This window comes from Pelagibacterium sp. (genome assembly GCF_048264985.1).
GTDB lineage: Bacteria > Pseudomonadota > Alphaproteobacteria > Rhizobiales > Devosiaceae > Pelagibacterium.
In genome coordinates this window covers 1,743,255-1,758,687 of sequence record NZ_JBLXCL010000001.1, presented here as the reverse complement: position 1 = coordinate 1,758,687, position 15,433 = coordinate 1,743,255, and the positions used below count along the sequence as shown (strand labels likewise).

11 protein-coding genes are annotated in these 15,433 nt (G+C 56.4%); 7 read left to right on the top strand and 4 right to left on the bottom strand.

The features are described 5' to 3' along the window. Nucleotides 1-101: 101 nt before the first annotated feature. Both ACN0TA_RS08620 and prfB read left to right on the top strand, forming a co-directional pair. Nucleotides 102-2,519: a penicillin-binding protein 1A gene (locus ACN0TA_RS08620; RefSeq protein WP_417581766.1), complete on the top strand. Its 2,418-nt coding sequence runs from the start codon at nt 102-104 to the stop codon at nt 2,517-2,519. 76 nt (nt 2,520-2,595) lie between these two features. Further along, nucleotides 2,596-3,712 (top strand): peptide chain release factor 2 gene (gene prfB / locus ACN0TA_RS08615; RefSeq protein ID WP_417581764.1). Its coding sequence is split into 2 segments (ribosomal slippage): nt 2,596-2,664 and nt 2,666-3,712, totalling 1,116 coding nucleotides; the frame shifts between segments, so codons are not numbered across the junction. A gap of 75 nt (nt 3,713-3,787) precedes the next feature. Here the strand turns inward: prfB and ACN0TA_RS08610 are convergent. Both ACN0TA_RS08610 and bcp read right to left on the bottom strand, forming a co-directional pair. After that, a complete protein-coding gene (locus tag ACN0TA_RS08610) occupies nt 3,788-4,915 on the bottom strand; it encodes a M23 family metallopeptidase (protein WP_417581762.1) in 1,128 nt (375 codons plus the stop codon). A gap of 69 nt (nt 4,916-4,984) precedes the next feature. Next, nucleotides 4,985-5,446 (bottom strand): thioredoxin-dependent thiol peroxidase, encoded by a 462-nt coding sequence (gene bcp, locus ACN0TA_RS08605; protein WP_417581760.1) that lies wholly within the window; start codon nt 5,444-5,446, stop codon nt 4,985-4,987. 206 nt (nt 5,447-5,652) lie between these two features. Here bcp and ACN0TA_RS08600 point away from each other — a divergent pair, with 206 nt between their 5' ends. Beyond that, nucleotides 5,653-9,075, top strand: coding sequence for a hypothetical protein (locus tag ACN0TA_RS08600; protein ID WP_417581758.1), 3,423 nt, complete (start codon nt 5,653-5,655; stop codon nt 9,073-9,075). A 56-nt stretch (nt 9,076-9,131) separates the two neighbouring features. On the opposite strand, the gene tyrS is transcribed toward ACN0TA_RS08600, so the two are convergent. Both tyrS and ACN0TA_RS08590 read right to left on the bottom strand, forming a co-directional pair. Beyond that, nucleotides 9,132-10,385, bottom strand: a complete 1,254-nt coding sequence (tyrS, locus tag ACN0TA_RS08595; RefSeq protein WP_417581756.1) for a tyrosine--tRNA ligase — start codon at nt 10,383-10,385, stop codon at nt 9,132-9,134. Between the two features lie 163 nt (nt 10,386-10,548). Next, complete coding sequence (locus ACN0TA_RS08590; protein ID WP_417581754.1) at nt 10,549-11,211, bottom strand: alpha/beta hydrolase; 663 nt, start codon at nt 11,209-11,211, stop codon at nt 10,549-10,551. A gap of 248 nt (nt 11,212-11,459) precedes the next feature. Here ACN0TA_RS08590 and ACN0TA_RS08585 point away from each other — a divergent pair, with 248 nt between their 5' ends. The 4 genes from ACN0TA_RS08585 to sufC are packed head-to-tail and all read left to right on the top strand — an operon-like array spanning nt 11,460 to nt 15,425. Further along, on the top strand, nt 11,460-12,602 hold the full coding sequence (locus tag ACN0TA_RS08585) for a cysteine desulfurase family protein (RefSeq protein ID WP_417581752.1): 1,143 nt from the start codon (nt 11,460-11,462) through the stop codon (nt 12,600-12,602). A 17-nt stretch (nt 12,603-12,619) separates the two neighbouring features. Then, the gene (gene sufB / locus ACN0TA_RS08580) at nt 12,620-14,149 is read left to right on the top strand and encodes a Fe-S cluster assembly protein SufB (protein ID WP_417581750.1); all 1,530 of its coding nucleotides are present in this window, start codon (nt 12,620-12,622) and stop codon (nt 14,147-14,149) included. Continuing rightward, nucleotides 14,149-14,664 carry a cupin domain-containing protein gene (locus tag ACN0TA_RS08575; protein WP_417581748.1) on the top strand — a complete coding sequence of 172 codons (516 nt, stop codon included), beginning with the start codon at nt 14,149-14,151 and terminating at the stop codon, nt 14,662-14,664. Before sufB ends, ACN0TA_RS08575 begins: the two co-directional genes overlap by 1 nt. Before the next feature lie 8 nt (nt 14,665-14,672). Further along, nucleotides 14,673-15,425: a Fe-S cluster assembly ATPase SufC gene (gene sufC, locus ACN0TA_RS08570; protein WP_417582106.1), complete on the top strand. Its 753-nt coding sequence runs from the start codon at nt 14,673-14,675 to the stop codon at nt 15,423-15,425. Nucleotides 15,426-15,433 lie beyond the last annotated feature (8 nt).

The window sequence follows — 15,433 nt, the reverse complement described above, 5'->3', positions numbered from 1 at the left end:
GTGTTTCTAAAGGTTTTGGTGCGCAAATGCACCGGATTCTGGTAGACTCAGAATCGCGGGGAATAGCGCAATGTTTGGGTGCGAGCCCGTGTGAGAACGCAATGTTTCGACTGTTAAGCTGGCTGTTCGGTTTCGGTGTCTTTTCCGGACTGATCGTTTTGGGTGGTGTCGCCTACTACGTGGCCCTGCTCAATAATGATCTCCCCGACTATACAGTACTGATGGACTACCAGCCGCCGGTTACGACCCGTGTGCATGCCGCAGACGGGGTGTTGCTCGCCGAGTTTGCGCGGGAAAGACGTCTGTTCCAACCTGTTGAGACTATTCCGCCAATGGTGGTGGAGGCATTCCTGTCTGCCGAGGACAAGGACTTTTATGCTCATTTCGGGATCGACGTTGCCGGCGTTTTTCGCGCAGCGCGCGACAACGCTGCACAGATGATCGAAGGCAGCTCGGGCAATCTGGTCGGCGCATCCACGATCACCCAGCAGGTTGCCAAGAATTTTCTCCTGACGTCGGATCAGACATGGGACCGCAAGATCAAGGAAGCACTTTTGGCGCTCCGGATCGAAAATGCCATGAGCAAGGATCAGATCCTCGAGCTCTATCTCAACGAAATTTTTCTTGGTCTGAATTCTTATGGCGTTGCTGCTGCGGCGCTAAACTACTTCGATAAGGCGCTCTATGAGCTGACTTATGCCGAAGCTGCCTACCTTGCCGCGCTGCCGAAGGGGCCCTCGAACTATCATCCTTTCCGGCGTCCTGAAGCCGCGATCGAACGGAGGAACTGGGTACTCGACCGGATGGCCGAGAATGGGTACATCACTCTCGAAGATGCCAGCGACTACAAGAGTGAAAACCTCAACGTCATCCCGCGAGCCGGCGGCTCACAGCTCTACTCGGCCGAGTACTTTACCGAGGAAGTGCGGCGACAGCTCGCCGGCCTTTATGGCGAAGATACGCTATACGGTGGCGGTATGTCGGTACGCACTTCGCTCGACCCTGAAATGCAGCTGCAAGCCCGTAAAGCGCTGATGGATGGCCTGATTGATTTCGATCAGCGGCGTGGATTTCATGGCGTCGAAGAGACCATCGAGATCGGGGATGACTGGGGCGGCGCTCTAGCCGGAATTTCGCCATTGGGCGACGTTCCCGAATGGACGCTGGCGGTGGTTCTGGATATGGACGCCAATTCAGCCCGGATTGGACTTCGGCCAATGATCGATGTGGATGGAAGGGTTAGTTCGGAGCGCATAACTGGAACGCTGCCAGGTCGTTCTGTGACCTGGGTAAGCGAACCGCTCAACCAGCTCCTGAGCGTCGGTGATGTCATTTACGTGGAGCCCGTCGCAGGCGAGGAGGGTGTCTACACCCTGCGTCAGGTGCCCGAGATCGAGGGCGCGATTGTTGCGATGGACCCCAGGACGGGACGTGTTCTGGCGCTTGTCGGCGGATTTTCTTTCGCCGAAAGCGAGTTTAATCGCGCTACGCAGGCCATGCGGCAGCCTGGATCCTCGTTCAAGCCCATAGTTTATGCAGCTGCACTGGATAATGGCTATACACCCGCCAGCGTTATACTTGATGCGCCGCTTGAGGTCCGCAATGCCGACGGTTCGGTCTGGCAGCCTGAAAACTACGCGCGCCGTTTCTATGGCCCGCAGACTCTGCGGCGCGGCATCGAGCTTTCACGTAATGTCATGACGGTACGGCTGGCCCGTGATCTGGGCATGCCCATGATTGAAGAATATTCCCGCCTGTTCGGTGTCTACGATGACATGCCACATGTGCTTGCGATGGCTTTGGGGGCAGGTGAAACGACAGTTATGCGTATGACCGCAGCTTATGCGACAATCGCCAATGGCGGCCGCAAGATTACGCCGACGCTGATCGACCGAATTCAGGACCGCTACGGCGATACGATTTATCGCCATGACGAGCGTATATGCGAGGCCTGTGAACAAGCCGATTTTCACGGTCAAAGTGCGCCGATGATCATCGATAGCCGTGCGCAGGTTCTTGATCCAATGACGGCCTATCAGATTACGTCCATGTTGGAAGGGGTCGTGCAGCGGGGCACCGGAACTGCTGTCCGGGCCATCGGCCGACCCGTAGCAGGCAAGACCGGCACGACCAATGACTATAAAGATGCATGGTTCGTCGGGTTTACCCCGGAACTGGCTGTCGGGGTCTATGTCGGCTATGACACGCCGCGCAATATGGGTTCGAGTTCGACCGGTGGTGAGTTGGCAGCTCCGATCTTTGCCGATTTCGTATCGGCAGCGCTCGAAGGCGTTCCGCCCACGCGGTTTCAAGTGCCCCAGGGCATGCGTACCGACTGGATCGACCCCGCTACCGGGGTAGGGATCGTTGCCGGCGGCTCGGGTGTTCAGGAAGCTTTTAAGCCAGGGACCGGGCCGAATTTGATGACCTCGGTTATCGGGGTGAATTCCCAAGCATTCGACAATATTCAAACTGGTGCCAGCCAGCAGCCCAGATTTGCGCCCGGCGGCCTTTTCTAACCGAGGCCGGGTGGTTGATTGTCGCTTTCAATCCCGCTAAGTCAGCCGGCGAATTGAAAAAAGAACGGAAAGAGTCATGCGCGCAGACGTTCTCAAGACGGTCGACGAAATCAAGCAGGCCCTAAGCCTGCTGAGGAGGCATCTTTGACTGGGATACCGCAGAACGACGCCTGGACGCGCTGAACGCCCGATCCGAGTCGGGTGATCTCTGGAACGATCCAGAAGAAGCCCGCAAGGTGATGAGCGAACGTCAATCTCTCGAAAGTGCCATCGAAACGGTCAAAACACTTGAAGCTGGAATTGCTGACAACGTTGAGTTGATTGAACTGGGCGAAGCCGAGGGCGATAACGAGATTATTGCTGAAGCCGAAAAGGCGCTTCTGGATCTGAAGGGCACGGCCGCCCGGATGCGTGTGGAAACCTTGCTGTCAGGCGAGGCGGATTCCAACGACTGTTTTGTCGAAGTCCATTCGGGGGCCGGTGGTACCGAGAGCCAGGACTGGGCGCAGATGTTGTTCCGCATGTACACACGCTGGGCGGAGCGTCGCGGGTTCAAGGTTGAGACCATAGAATACAGCGCCGGCGATGAAGCCGGCATCAAGGGCGCAACAATCCTGGTCAAGGGCCATAACGCTTATGGCTGGCTCAAGACGGAGAGCGGCGTACACAGGCTAGTCCGGATTTCGCCTTACGACAGCCAGGCGCGACGGCATACGAGCTTCTCGAGCGTCTGGGTCTATCCCATGGTCGACGATTCGATCGATATCGATGTCAGTGAATCCGATGTCCGTATCGATACTTACCGAGCGTCCGGTGCGGGCGGACAGCACGTCAACACGACCGATTCAGCAGTTCGCATCACCCATATTGAGACTGGCATCGTGGTTCAGTGCCAGAACGAACGCAGCCAGCACAAGAACAAGGCACAGGCCTGGGATATGTTGCGCGCGCGCCTGTATGAACTTGAATTGCAAAAGCGCGAGGAGGCTGCCAATGCAGAGGCAGCTTCAAAGACCGAAATCGGCTGGGGGCATCAAATCCGTTCATACGTTCTGCAGCCCTATCAGCTGGTGAAGGACCTCCGCACACAAGTGGAGAGTACAGCGCCATCCGATGTGCTCGACGGTGCTCTCGATCCGTTCATGGAAGCTTCGCTTGCTCAAAGGCTGGGGGCAGACAAGGACGAAGAATAGATTTCGCGCTTATGTGAACGCAAAAAATGTGGCAGTACCTGTTAAAGGTGCCGCCTTTTTTCATGCCGGGCTGGGCTACTGAAGATAAGCGGCGAGGCTGCGTCCGGTTGAAATGAAACGTGATGGATCGATGGCACTTCCGCCTTTGCGGACTTCGAAGTGCAGATGAGGCCCGGTCGAGCGGCCGGTCGACCCCGCGCGGCCTATCTGCTCGCCACCAGAAATCGATTGGCCGACGGCTACGCCAATCTGGCTCATATGGGCATACCGTGTGGACAGCCCGTTTCCATGATCGATTTCGACCATGTTGCCATAGCCGCCATTTGCTGCAGCGAATCTGACGGTACCTGAAGCGGCTGCCAGTATCGGCGTTCCTGTCGATGCGCGAAAATCGAGGCCCGAATGAAATGCCGCGCGCTTCAGAAAGGGGTCGGTCCGATTTCCGAAAGAAGAGGTTACGGTCCCGTTGACGGGAAGTTGGACCGGAGCCGTCGCCAAAGCCTGTCGCGCTGACTGATAGCGTGCCAACGCGTCTGCCACGGCATTGGCTTCGTCGATAATGGAGCCCTGTTCGCCATCAGCGGGAATGAACGGGCCGCCCACATTTTCGGTCGACGGCTCGGGTTCAATGCCGATCCCGCTCAGCCCGGATAGGATTTCATTTGTCGAAAGCGTCGCTGCGTCGGAAAGCGACACCAGGGCCATGCGGGTTTCTTCCTGCATGGCAATAAGGGTTTCAGCGAGCAGTGCCGAGTCGCCGGCAAACGCGAGGGGCTGGGGTGCAATTGATCCTGTCGTTACGGTATCGGGCGCCGCCTGCTGCCCGGAAACGCCCATTTCTCGGGCAAGTTCGGTTAGCGCACGGACATACTCATGCTGTTCGGACAAAACCTCCTGCTGCTGAACAAGTTCATGCATTTGCAGGTTCATATCGCCCATCTGAGCGTATTGACGGGAGTGCAGACGATCCACTTCGAGACGCAGCTCGGTGATGCGCTGTTCATAAGCTGTCAGAATAATTGAATTGTCGTTGCGTAACAGGCCGTTGATTTCCGGTGCGAAATAGAGAGCCAGGGCCGTTGCTGCGTTAGTGACCAAGAGCAGGGCTACAACTGCCGTTAACAGAAAGTAGGCACCGGAGCCATTTCTGCGTGGACCGACTTTCTGCCGGCCCAGTGTAATCGACTGATCCCCCGAACGCACTGATAGTCCCCTGACGACGCAATTCTTACATTAATCAGGGGACTATGCAGTGCCTTGGTTAATGGCGGACTAACCCAGCGCCTTCATGAGACGTTCGACGTGGCCCTTGGCCCGAATATTGGGCCAGATCTGCGCGATCTTCCCATCTGGTCCGATGAGAACAGTTGAGCGAATGAGCCCCTGATACGTGCGGCCGTAGTTCTTCTTTTCGCCCCATGCCCCGAAAGGGCCGATGGCTTTGTGATCGATGTCGGAAAGCAGCACTGGCGAAAGGCCATGCTTCCGTCGAAAATCAGAGAGCTTATCGACGCTGTCGGGGGATATCCCGACAACGATGATGTCGCGGTCCGAGAACCATTGCGCGTTCTCGGTAAAGGCAAGATTCTGATCGTTGCATGCGGGCGTTCCCGCCTGTGGATAGAAATAGATGAGGACCGATTTTCCGCGGAAGTCGGAAAGCGTGATGGGCGTGCCCTTGTCCGACTGGAGAGTAAAGTCGGGCGCTGTGTCGCCGACAGATAGCTGGGTCATAGGATTTGCCCCTTTCAGTCAATTTCCCGGTCAGCACGGCGCTGTCGGGCTATCTGTGCCATATTCAAGCCGATATGGTCAGTAACAGACAGCTCTGATAGCCGATTCTTGGAATTCGGCCCTTGCACATACTTCTATGGGACTTGCAGCCGACAGTGAGTGAGACGACACGTCCCAGGCAACCAGTTTTCGGCCCGAAGCGACGCTTGGCGCTAAAGCTTGTCGCTTTTTTTTGCGTTGGCGTTCTCATCCTTATTGCACTGCTCTATGTGCGCCTGCTGTTTGGTCCCATATCGCTCGGGTTCTTGTCCGACAGGGTCAAGAGCGAAGTCGCTGGAATTGTCGACGAGAGTTTTGAGGTTGATTGGCGCGATTTCGGTTTGTCCCTGACGGGACCGGTCAGCATTGGATTTCACCTTTCAACTGTAGTTCTTACAGAACGCGCCTCAAATGCCGTTGTTGAGGCGGAAGCGCTGGAAATCGAGCTATCACCCATTGGGCTTCTGGTCGGTCGGCCGGAGGCTCGTGTGATCCTGAAAAAGCCTCGGTTCCAGATTGTCCAGGATTTGCTTGGACCCCGACTCTCCCGGTTTGAGTTCATCGAGGAACAGGGTACCGGCGAAACTGTCGTTCGCGTTATCGAAGGGCGCCAGCAGGCGCCCAATGTCGAAATCGGCGATGACGGAATTTCACTCGGTGATAGACGGCCCGAAGATATCGGGCTTCAGTCGGACAATGACTGGCTTGTCGTTAATGTCCAATCCTTGAATCAGTCGCTCGCCCAGCTTTCCGAGCAAGCGATGGGGGGGCAGGTTCGGCGGTTCGAAATTCGCGACGGGTCCGTTGGTCTCGTCGATACTGTTTATGGACTTTACCGTTCGATCGAGAATATCGATCTCAACGTCCGATCCGGCCGTATTGACGGTCGGGTGGCCGCCGATTTTGCCGCCGATATTGCCGGTGAGACGATGAAGGGTGAGATCGTTCGGGAAATTGGTGCGCAAGGCGCAACGATTACTGCACAGTTCAGAAATTTCGATTTTTCATCGATCATTCCGTTCCTTGATGATGCAAACAGCCTGGTTGCGGTGAGGGGGACGGGCAATCTGGGCTTGTCCGTGGATTTTGAAGCAGATGGGCGTGACAGTGTAAGAACGGGCCGTTTTGTCGTCGATGTCGATGGCACGCGGGTTCGGATAAACAAGGATCTGTTCGCCTTGTCAGCTGAGCCGTTTGTTGTTGACTGGATTCCCGATAGGGCACAGTTCTCCATAGCGGACGTCGAAGTCTCTGTTGGCCAGAGCAGGGGCACCATAGGCGGCGATATCGTTATGGGCTTTGATGAGCAGTACGGGCCCACGCTGGGCATGTCCCTGCGTGGTCGAGACTTGTGGCTACACCCGGACGACCTTGACGCGCCGACAGAGCCCTTTGATGAAATCCATTACGAGGGATGGTCGGCGCCGCTCTACGGAGCAGTCGGTATCGACCGCATGGTTGTGGCCAAGCAGGACGTCAGCGTCGTTGTGCAAGGTCGACTCGACATGGTTCGAGAAGGGATAGGGCTCGATGTTTCGCTCAGCGGACGGGGGGCATCTGCCGACGATATCAAACGGTTGTGGCCCTATGTTTTCGGCACTGAGGGGCGCGAGTGGTTTACGCGCTATGTCGCAGACGGATCGGTTAGTGGCGCGGACATGCAGTTTCGATTTCCCGTCGGAAGCATTGCATTGGATGGCGAGCCGCGACCGATGCCTGAAGGCGCCATGAAGATAGATCTCGTTGGCAACAATGTCAGCCTGCGACAACTTGAGGATCTGCCGGAATTTCAGGTTGGTGGCGAGGCACGCCTCACGATGCGAGACAATCAGCTAACGATGGCGTTTGAGGAGGTCGAGCTTCCTGATTTCGGCGATGACGTTGCGATATCCAATGCCGCCTATATCAATCAGGATCTCTCGGCGTCCGATCAAGTATTCGAGATATCCGGCGATGTTGCCGGCGCTGTTCCCGATATCATCAAGGTTTTGACAAGCGATAGGCTCAACCTGCTCGCAGAGCTCGATTTGGGGATAGATCCCGCCGCGCTGGCGGAGGACCTGACAGGAGACGTTGAAGGCACCGTGATTGCGACCATCGAAACCGACGATGCCGGGCAGATGGCTGGCACCGATTATGCACTCAATGGCTCGGTTTCCAACATGGCTAGCGCCCGACCGATAGAGGGCATTAACTTTAGTGACGCGGATCTGACGTTTACGGCTTCGCAGGCTGGGTTCCGGGTTGTGGGCGCTGCCAGTGTGGGCAAGGCGCGTGTGGATTTGGAAGCACAACAGTCAGGGAGTGGCGCACCACAGCTAGCGTTTGCATCCACGCTTGGCGTCGCGGACGCGGCAGAATTGGGTATCGATCTTTCCCCATATATGGATGGCAGTGTGCGCGTCGTCGCGCGCCCGCTCGATGATGGAAGGATTGAGATACAGGCGGATCTCACCGACGCTGCGCTGACAATTAGCGATATCGGCATCAGTAAAGCGCCGGGCACTCCTGGCGGCTTCGAGGCAAATGTGGCTCTGAGCGACGATGAAATTGCCGTTTCCGATATTGCACTCGGTTTCGGGACTGTGCAGCTTGAGGGCGGATTGTCTCTCAGTCCGGGCGGCGAGCTGGTGTCGGCACAGTTCGACAGGTTCCAAATCAGTTCGGGCGATAGCGCAACCGTTGTAATGACGCCTGTCGAGGACGGCTATTCATTAGCGATCAGGGGGCAACAGCTCGACCTCAAGCCGGTGCTCAAGCGATTTTTCAATCTCGAGGGCAATGAAGCGGCTGGCGCGAGCGAGGATCTGCAAGATCAGGCGTTTAACGTCAGCGTCAATCTGGATCGGGCGCTGGGTTATTACGGCACTGTGGCTTTTAACGTCAATCTCGATCTTTCAGTGAGAGGCGACCAGTTAGGCAGGGTGAATCTGACCACTCAATTCGGCAGTGGCCGATCGGCTTCGGCGACAACCAATCCATTGCCGAGCGGACGCATCATTTCCTATGCGACCAATGATCTGGGAGAAACATTGCGGTTTATCGGCATTTATCCGCGCCTCGTAAATGGTGAAGGCAGCATGGTGATGCGATACGACCAAAATTCGGAAACCGATACCGGCGAGTTTGTCGTTCGCAATTTCGCTGTTGTCGACGAAGACAACCTTGATGCGATATTGGGGTCGCATGATGAATCACAGGAAGTGGCTGCTGGCGCTTCAGCAATGGATTTTGATTTTGGCAGAGTGGAGTTTGTCAGATTCAGTGACCGGATCGAACTGGTCGAGGCGGCGATCTATGGCGACACTGTGGGTGGCACGATCCGGGGAAACATTCTCACCGAAGCCGGGCAGTACGATCTGACCGGCACTTACGTCCCTTTGTTCGGACTGAATAATTTCTTCCAGCAAATTCCCTTGCTTGGTCCAATTTTCGGTGGCCGAGAAGGCGAGGGTCTTATTGGTGTAACTTTTGCAGTCAGGGGGGCGCTCGACGAGCCTGATCTGCTCATCAACCCCGCATCGATCCTTGCGCCGGGTGTGTTCCGTACGCTGTTCGAATACAGGTCTGCCAACCAGGCGGAAAACTGAGCAAAAAAGGCCGGGTTCTACCCCGGCCCTAGATAGTCTGGCGATGCGCTGTTTGGTCAGACCGGTTTTAGGAGCACGTGGCGCTTCTTGCCAATAGAGAGCTTAATGACGCCTTCGCTCAATACCTGATCCTGGCCAAGGCTCATCTTTTCGTCGGTTACCGTCTGATCGTTGACTTTGAGTGCACCACCCTGGATGTGTCGGCGCGCCTCACCATTGGACGAAGCGAGGCCGGCGGTAACTGTAGCGGCAAGAATTCCCAGCCCGCCGCGAAGAGCCGACCAGCCAATTTGAATGGTTGGAAGTGAAAGATCGAGCTGACCGGCCTCAAAAACCGCAACGGCAGTGTTAGCCGCATCCTGAGCCGCCTGCCGACCATGGACCAGCGCCGTCACTTCGGTGGCCAGCACTTTCTTGGCCTCGTTGATATCGGTGGCAGTGCCGGCGACGATCCTGGCGACCTCATCAAGGGGCAGGGTGGTGAATAGCTTGAGGAAGCGTTCAACGTCGGCATCCTCGGTGTTGCGCCAGTATTGCCAGAAGTCATAGACCGAGAGCGCATCGGCATTGAGCCAGACTGCGCCGTTCGCGGTCTTTCCCATCTTCTGACCGGATGCCGTGGTCAGGAGCGGCGAGGTCAGGGCGTAGAACTGGGTATCGAGCATACGGTGGCCAAGGTCGAGGCCATTGACGATATTGCCCCACTGATCGGAACCGCCCATCTGCAATGTGCAGCCGTAGCGTTTATTGAGCTCAACGAAGTCGTAAGCCTGCAAAATCATGTAATTGAATTCGAGAAAGCTCAGCGACTGTTCGCGATCCAGGCGCGTCTTGACCGAATCAAAGCTGAGCATGCGGTTGACCGAGAAGTGGCGGCCAACATCACGCAGGAACTCGATGTAGCCGAGCTCAAGCAGCCAATCGGCGTTATTGGCCATTACGGCGTCCTGTGGGCCGTCGCCGAACTCGAGGAAATTGGCGAACTTCTGCTTGATGCCTTCGATATTGGCCGCGATGCCGTCGACGGTCAGCAGCTTGCGGGCTTCATCCTTAAAGGACGGGTCGCCGATCATGCCGGTGCCGCCGCCCATCAGCGCAACGGGGCGATGACCGGTCTTCTGCATCCAATGCAGCATCATGATCTGCATGAGATGGCCGACATGAAGCGAGGCCGCCGTCGGATCGTATCCGATGTAGCCGGTTACGATCTCGGTCGAGAACTTCTTGTCGAGTCCTTCGGGATCGGAAATCTGGTGGATGAAGCCGCGCTCGGTGAGCGTATTGAGAAATTCGGACTTAAATTGGGTCATTGGTCTTGATTCCAGAGCATTGAAGCTGCCGTGCAGTGCCAAGCAGGGCGGGTTTGGCTCGAAATCATCCCGTCAGTCGGGCGCCCTTACGCCCAGGATGAGCTTCGCAAACTGTCCGGCGCGTTCTCCGCAGAAGGGAAAGCGCGCCGAAACGATCGCAGGGTTAGCGTCCGCCGCCGGCGGCGATCTCGGCCCGGCGACGGTCGAGATATTCACCGCACGCCTCGATCAGCTCATCGGTCTTGTTTTCGTAGAAGTGGTTTGCACCCTGAACAATCTGCTGCTCGATAGTGATGCCTTTTTGAAGCTTCAGCTTGTCCACCAGCTTCTGTACGGATTCGGGCGGTGCCACACGATCCTTGTCGCCATGTATGATGAGACCCGACGACGGGCAGGGGGCCAGGAATGAGAAGTCATAAAGGTTTTCCGGCGGCGAAACCGAAATAAAACCTTCCACTTCGGGCCGACGCATCAGAAGCTGCATGCCGATCCATGCACCAAACGAGAAGCCGGCAATCCAGCAACCTCGGCTTTCGCGGTTGAGGGCCTGGAGCCAGTCGAGCGCCGCCGCCGCGTCGGAGAGTTCGCCGACGCCGTGATCAAAGAGACCCTGCGAGCGCCCGACGCCACGCGAATTAAAGCGCAAGACCGCAAAGCCTCGCTGCACGAACATGTAGAAGAGATTGTAGACGATCTGGTTGTTCATCGTTCCCCCGAACTGGGGATGAGGATGAAGGATGATCGCAACGGGTGCGTTGGGCTCCTTGCCCGGCTGATACCGGCCCTCAATACGCCCTTCGGGTCCGTTGAAAATCACTTCAGGCATTGACTCTTACCTTATGCTTTAGTTCGGCTCCGCATGGGAGCCATGCGCCCGCGGACCCGGCTTGACGAATGGTGCAGGTGTCCATAAAACTGACTTAGAAAACCAGTTTAGAATAATTCCAAACGGATTTTTGCCGGAGTTCCCGGCGCCTTTGAGCGCTCCTTGTACTTAAGGAGCGAGTCGAATTTCAAGGATTGTTTGTTGCAGCGACCTTTTGCCGGGTTTCAATGCAGCGAGATGTTGGATCGATGAGCGCATATCTCGACCATAACGCCTCGGCGCCCATGCTGCCGCGTGTTCGCGCAGCAATGCTGGCTGCGCTCGAAATGGTGGGCAATCCCTCATCCGTCCACGGCCCGGGGCGGGCGCTGCGTGCCGTTATCGACGATGCGCGCGACGCTGTGGCTCGGGCGACTGGTGCTGAAACCAAGCAGGTGGTGTTCACAGGCTCGGCGACTGAAGCTATTACCCAAGCTATAGTTGGTGGAGTAAAGGCATTTCAGATTGACCGTGTGGTGGTGTGCGCTACCGATCACGCTGCTGCTTTGAAGGCTGCTGAGGTTTGTGGCGTTTCTGTTCGCACAATCGGGGTCGACGAGAACGGTGTTATCGATTTCGATGCATTGGCTCTGCTTGCAGACACTGCCGGTGCAGCCGGTGAAAAACTTCTGGTCGCAGTTTCGTGGATCAACAATGAGACCGGGGTTGTTCAGCCGCGTGCAAAGCTTGAATCGCTGATCGGGCCTTCGCCTCATATTCTCGTCATCGATGCAGTGCAGGCTCTTGGGAAGCGTGATCTGGATTTTGCCAGTTCGGCTACCGATATGATGGCTGTATCGGCGCACAAGATCGGTGGGCCTGCCGGCATCGGTGCGCTGCTGGTTAAAGGGCATGCTGACAATGTGCGCCTGATTCCCGGTGGTGGGCAGGAGCAGGGCCGTCGCGGCGGTACAGAATCTGCAGTCCTGATCGCTGGTTTTGGCGCGGCCTGCGCAGAGTTTGCCACAGTTTTCGATAACGCGCGCGCCGCGGAGCTGGTTGGCGACTTCGAAAGCCGGCTGACAAGAGTGGCTCCGGATGTCGTTATTTTTTCGTACGGCGCGGAGCGTGTGGGTACCACGATAAATTTTGCGGTGCCCGGTATCAAAAATACAGTGGCGATGATGAGCCTCGATCTGGCTGGCATCGCAATTTCGTCGGGTTCGGCCTGTTCGTCTGGCAAAGTGGGGCGTTCTCACGTGCTCAGCGCGATGGGGGTGGCATCCGAATTGAGTGAATGTGGCCTTCGGGTCAGTTTCGGCTGGTCGTCGACCGCCGAGGATATTGACGCCTTTTTCCGGGCGTTCGAAACCGTTCTGAGCCGCCATCGCCGTAATGGCGCAGCAGCTTAGCACCAGGAGAATTATTGATGTCCGATTATGGGATTCCGACCCTCAAGGAAAATATCGATCGTGATACGGTCGATCAGGTGCTGGCGCTTGACGTCGACAAATACAAGTACGGCTTCGAGACTGTCATTGAATCCGAAAAGTCGCCGAAAGGCCTCAACGAAGATACCGTGCGGTTTATTTCGGCCAAGAAGAATGAGCCCGAATGGATGCTCGAATGGCGGCTGGAAGCGTTCAGGCGCTGGCTGACGCTCGAAGAACCGACGTGGGCGCGTGTGTCGTACCCTGAAATCGATTTTCAGGACCAGTATTACTACGCTGCACCCAAGAGCACCTCTGGTCCCAAGTCGCTGGACGAGGTCGATCCCGAGCTGCTGCGCACATATGAAAAGCTCGGCATCCCACTCTCAGAGCAAAAAATACTGGCAGGCGTTCAGGGCGAAGAGGCAGCGGCAGGCACGCCCTTTGGCAGCAACGTCGCTGTCGATGCGGTGTTCGACTCGGTCTCGGTTGTAACGACGTTCCGTGAGGAATTGGCCAAGCAGGGCATTATCTTCTGCTCGATTTCCGAAGCAGTGCGTGAGCATCCAGAACTGGTGAAGAAATACCTCGGTACCGTCGTTCCGGTGACTGACAATTTCTACGCTACGCTCAATTCGGCCGTGTTTACCGATGGGTCGTTTGTCTACATTCCCAAGGGTGTACGCTGCCCGATGGAGTTGTCGACATATTTCCGCATCAACGAGAAAAACACCGGTCAGTTCGAGCGCACGCTTATAATTGCCGAAGAAGGCTCGTATGTGAGCTATCTTGAAGGCTGTACCGCGCCGATGCGTGATGAGCATCAGCTTCACGCCGCTGTCGTGGAATTGGTCGCTCTGGACGATGCCGAGATCAAATACTCGACGGTTCAGAACTGGTATCCCGGCGACAAGAACGGCAAGGGCGGCATCTACAATTTCGTCACCAAGCGTGGCGATTGTCGCGGAAAGAACTCCAAGATCTCCTGGACGCAGGTGGAAACCGGTTCGGCGATCACCTGGAAATATCCAAGCTGCATCCTGCGTGGTGACGGGTCGCGTGGCGAGTTTTATTCGATCGCGATTTCGAACGGAAAGCAGCAGGTCGACAGTGGGACCAAGATGGTCCATCTGGGCAAAAACACATCGAGCCGCATTATTTCCAAAGGCATCGCTGCGGGGAATTCGGACAATACTTATCGCGGTCAGGTATCATCGCATCGCCGGGCTACTGGCGCGCGCAATTTCACCCAGTGCGACAGCCTTCTGATTGGTGATCGGTGCGGTGCGCATACGGTGCCTTACATTGAAAGCCGCAATTCTTCGACGGTCTTCGAGCACGAAGCGACCACTTCGAAGATTTCCGACGATCAGATGTTCTACTGTCTGCAGCGTGGACTGAGCGAGGAAGAAGCCGTGGCTCTGATCGTGAATGGGTTCGTTCGTGACGTGCTGCAGCACCTGCCAATGGAATTCATGGTCGAAACCCAGAAGCTGATTGGCATTTCGCTCGAAGGCAGCGTTGGCTGATGGGGGGAACTTACAATCCAGTCTTGCGCCTTTCGGACGCTGAGCTTGAACGCAATGCGGATCAAGGCTGGTTTGAATCCCACGACGCTTATGTTGGGGACATTCTCCAACTGACCCGGCTGGGCTGCGCTTACACCGAGGTGGCGCCGGGAAAGACAGCGTGTCCCTATCATGTCCATCACGCCGAAGACGAGATGCTGGTCATCCTTTCAGGCGAGGGTGACTATCGGTTCGGCGGAGAGACTTACAAGGTGAAGGGCGGCGACGTGCTTGGCGCGCCAGTCGGTGATGCCAGCTACGCGCACCAATTGATCAATACCGGGACGGAAACACTGAAGTATCTGGTGATTTCGTCCAAGGCGGATATCGACGTCTGTGAATATCCCGACAGCGGGAAATTCCAGGTGATGAGCCGCCCAGTGGAAGGCACGAAACTTCGGCGCTTTCGCTACATCGGAAGAGAAGAAACGAGCCTCGAGTATCTCGATGGCGAAAATATCGGAGACGAAAAATGAGCACCCCGTTGCTTGAGATCAAGAACCTGCATGTTCGCGTCGAGGACAACGAGATCCTCAAGGGTGTGAACCTGACCCTTAATCGCGGTGAAGTACACGCGATTATGGGCCGGAACGGTTCGGGCAAATCTACGCTGTCCTACGTGCTGGCCGGCAAGGAAGACTATGAGGTCACCGAAGGCGAAATCCTTCTTGACGGTAAGGACCTTCTTGAAATGGAGGCTGATGAGCGTGCTGCAGCTGGCGTGTTCCTGGCGTTCCAGTACCCAATTGAAATCCCTGGCGTTGCGACCATGACCTTTCTCAAGGCAGCCATGAATGCGCAGCGCAAGGCACGCGGCGAGGGTGAACTCTCGACGCCCGATTTCATGCGCGCGGTAAAGGATGCCGCGGGTTTGCTCGAAATCAAGCAGGACATGCTCAAGCGCCCGCTCAATGTCGGGTTCTCAGGTGGCGAGAAAAAGCGCGCCGAAATTCTACAGATGGCATTGCTGGCGCCAAAGCTCTGCATTCTCGATGAGACGGACTCCGGTTTGGATATCGACGCGCTCAAGGTGGTGTCAGAGGGTGTCAACAAGCTGCGCTCGCCAGAGCGTTCGATGCTGGTCATCACTCACTATCAGCGCCTTTTGAACTACATAGTGCCTGACGTTGTGCATGTGTTCTCGGCTGGCCGTGTCGTGGAAACCGGCGACAAGTCGCTGGCGCTAGAACTCGAAGCCAAGGGCTATGCCGACTTCGACGAATCCAACGCGGCCTGAGGGGTATC